This window comes from Cytophaga sp., from assembly GCF_051961495.1.
Classification (GTDB): Bacteria; Bacteroidota; Bacteroidia; order Cytophagales; family Cytophagaceae; genus Cytophaga.
Map to the genome: position 1 here is coordinate 1 of NZ_JBQCDF010000174.1, position 3,648 is coordinate 3,648.

Genomic DNA, 3,648 nt, shown 5'->3' on the forward strand with positions numbered 1-3,648 from the left:
AACCTATAGCATTTTTTGATCTGGAAACTACAGGCGTAAATATTTCTACTGACCGCATCATTGAAATTTGTATCGTACGGGTTTCTCCACCGGATGAAAAAGTAGAAGTCAAAACCTTTCGCGTAAATCCCGGCATACCTATTCCCGACCAATCCAGCGCCATACACGGCATCTATGACAAAGATGTTGCTGATAAACCTTTGTTCGCTGAAATTGCACAACAGGTAAACCAGTTTATGAAAGATTGTGATCTGGGTGGTTTCAACAGCATACGGTTTGACATTCCTTTGTTGATTGAAGAATTCTTCCGGGCAGGAATTGAATTTGATATTACAAAAAGAAAACTGATCGATTCTCAGCGCATTTTCCATTTAATGGAACCGCGCACACTTGGAGCTGCTTATAAATTCTACTGCAACAAAGATCTTGAAAATGCACATAGTGCCGAAGCAGATACCCTTGCAACCTATTATATTTTAAAAGCACAGATTGAAAAATATGCCGATAAGCCAATAAAAGATGCGGAAGGCAAAGTATCTGTGCCGATCAAAAATGATATGCATGTGTTGCACGAATTTTCAGTAGGTAATATGGTAGACCTTGCCGGTCGTATGATCATGAGTGATAAAGGAGAAGAACTTTTCAATTTTGGAAAATACAAAGGCATGAAAGTGAAAGATACATTGGCCAAAGACCCTATGTATTATGACTGGATCATGAAAGGTGATTTTCCACAGGATACCAAGAAAAAGCTCACCCAAATCAAATTAAAAAATTTTGGCGGCTTGAAATAACCTGCGTTTAAATGCGTTAAAGCTATATAAATTCAATCTTTTGAAAAGTCTCTGGCAGTAAAAAACTAACAGAGACTTTTTTTCGTTTAAGAAAGTAAGATTAAACAAGAAGGAGGTTGATTATGAAAAAGCATTTACTCCGTATTCTGGCCTTATTGTTATTTTCGCTTGCAGGAGTACACTTTATGTTCCATGCATTTATGAAAGGTAATATAAATGAATTACTGCCTTTAAAAATTTCACCACGTACGCCTACAGAAAATAATATCCCTGCCAACAAAAATAAGTATCCACCTCAACAGCTGAAAAGGATATATCTCTTTGAGCATATTCATAAGAGCGTTGAAAAAGGAAAAAAAGGAATAACATCATAAGAATATGAAACATGTATTGTTAGAAATTGCAATACATGTTTTTTTTTGCACCCGGTCCACCTACATACCAACCACATTTACAAGCACTTATACACTTTACTCAATTTCATTATAAATACCTGTACACATTTTCATTTTTTGTTAGCTACTTAACCATTAAAAATTTATTTTAGTAGAGAGTATACAAGCCTGAATTGGCCGTACAGTCATGTGTATATGTTATATGATTACTGTCGGGCTTAAAAGAATTTTTACGCGAAAGAATTTAGAATACAATGAAAGAGAAAAAAGGAATTGCCCTGATTGAGGATGATCCATGGCTGGAACCATATGAAAATGAAATTCAGGATCGCATTACCCGATATAAACGTGCACTGAAAGAAATAAAGGAGCATTACGGAGATCTGTTGACTTTTGCTACCGGACATAAATATTACGGTATCAATTTCGATGAAGACGAGCGTGGCTGGTACTACAGAGAGTGGGCGCCGGAAGCATATGAGGTATATCTTACGGGTGATTTCAACGACTGGGACAGACGTTCTCATCCTTTAACACGTAATCAATTCGGAGTATGGGAAATATTTCTTCCATATGACCTTTATCAGAAACGTTTCCTTCATAAAAGTAAAATCAAAGTACAGATCGTGGGTGCTAATGGCACACACGACCGTATTCCTGCATACATCACCCGCGTGATCCAGGATACTGAAACAACAGACTTTTGTGGCCAGTTGTGGTTTCCGCAAAAAGCGTTTGAATGGACCGACCGTGATTTCAATCTGCGCAAGATTAAAAATCCGATCATCTATGAGGCGCACACAGGTATGGCACAGGAGAAAGAGGGCGTAGGCACCTACCGTGAGTTTGCAGACAAGATCGTACCTCGCATCCGTCAGATGGGCTACAACAGCATACAGTTGATGGCTGTCATGGAACATCCGTATTACGGTTCATTCGGCTACCACGTATCAAACTTCTTTGCTCCTTCTTCCCGCTTCGGCACTCCGGAAGATCTGAAATATCTGGTCGACCGTGCCCATAAATTCGGTTTAGCAGTGATCATGGACGTAGTACATTCACATGCTGTTAAAAACTTATCTGAAGGTTTAAATGAATTTGATGGTAGTGATCATCAATACTTCCATCCGGGCGATAGAGGTAATCATCCGGGTTGGGATTCAAAACTATTTGATTATGGCAAGCTGGAAGTAAAGCGTTTCCTGCTTTCTAACCTGCGTTACTGGCTGGAAGAATTCCACTTCGATGGTTTTCGTTTTGATGGTGTTACTTCCATGTTGTATTTTGACCACGGCATGAAGGCCTTTGACAGCTATGATAAGTATTTCAAGGGCGGTGTAGACTTCGATGCCGTTACATACTTACAGTTAGCCAATGAGGTTACACATAAATATCTGAAAGATGCAATCACCATTGCTGAAGATGTAAGCGGCATGCCTGGTTTATCACGCTCGATCAAAGATGGCGGTGTAGGCTTCGACTATCGTCTGGCAATGGGCATTCCCGATTTCTGGATCAAGTATCTGAAACATTTACAGGATGAACAATGGAACATCTACGAAATGTGGCATACATTAACCAACCGCCGCTTTAAAGAAAAAACCATTGCATATGCCGAATCGCACGACCAGGCCATGGTTGGCGATAAGACCATCGCGTTCTGGCTAATGGATAAAGAAATGTATTTTCACATGCAGATCGATGATCCGAACCCGGTCATTGACCGTGGAATTGCTATACATAAAATGCTCCGCCTGTTCACATTTGCGTTAGGTGGTGAAGGTTACCTGAATTTCATGGGCAATGAATTCGGTCATCCGGAATGGATCGATTTCCCGCGCGAAGGCAACGGCTGGAGTTACCAGTATGCCCGCAGACAGTGGTCGCTGGTTGACAACCCGCGTTTAAAATACCAGTATCTGGGAGCGTTTGATGAAGCTATGATGCGTCTGGTACGCAAAAGCAGGTTGCTGGCTTCAGAACCGGCACAGCAATTGAATATGGATGACCACAACAAAGTGATTATTTTCGAACGCAACAATATGATCTTTGTTTTCAATTTCAGTGTGAGCAATTCCATCTTCGATTACCGCTTTAAATCCTTCGGCCCCGGCACATTTGAGATTGTTCTCAACAGCGATGACACCCGTTTCGGCGGCCACAACCGCGTTGATGATACCATCGAGTATCACACCAATGAAGAAGGTCAACTGAGTATCTATACACCAAGCAGAAGTGTATTGGTGTTCCAGAAAAAAGAAACGGTTTTATAATTATGAATTATAAATTATGAATTATAAATTAAAAGTCCTGTAATAAACTGCAGGACTTTTTTTTATAATCCCTTTTATTCTTTTATAATTCAAAATAAAATTACATCAAGACATAATTCATAATTCATAATTCATAATTCATAATTCATAATTCATAATTCATAATTCATAATTCATAATTCATAA

General features: G+C 39.4%; 3 protein-coding genes. All 3 read left to right on the forward strand.

What is annotated here, in order from left to right:
- A partial coding sequence (locus ACTHJT_RS09115; protein WP_440237714.1) for an exonuclease domain-containing protein occupies positions 1 to 794 on the forward strand: 794 nt, incomplete at its 5' end.
- Positions 795 to 916: 122 nt separating this feature from the next.
- Positions 917 to 1,168, forward strand: a complete 252-nt coding sequence (locus ACTHJT_RS09120) for a hypothetical protein (RefSeq protein ID WP_440237715.1) — start codon at positions 917 to 919, stop codon at positions 1,166 to 1,168.
- A gap of 275 nt (positions 1,169 to 1,443) precedes the next feature.
- Positions 1,444 to 3,462, forward strand: a complete 2,019-nt coding sequence (locus tag ACTHJT_RS09125) for an alpha-amylase family glycosyl hydrolase (protein ID WP_440237716.1) — start codon at positions 1,444 to 1,446, stop codon at positions 3,460 to 3,462.
- Positions 3,463 to 3,648: the final 186 nt, after the last annotated feature.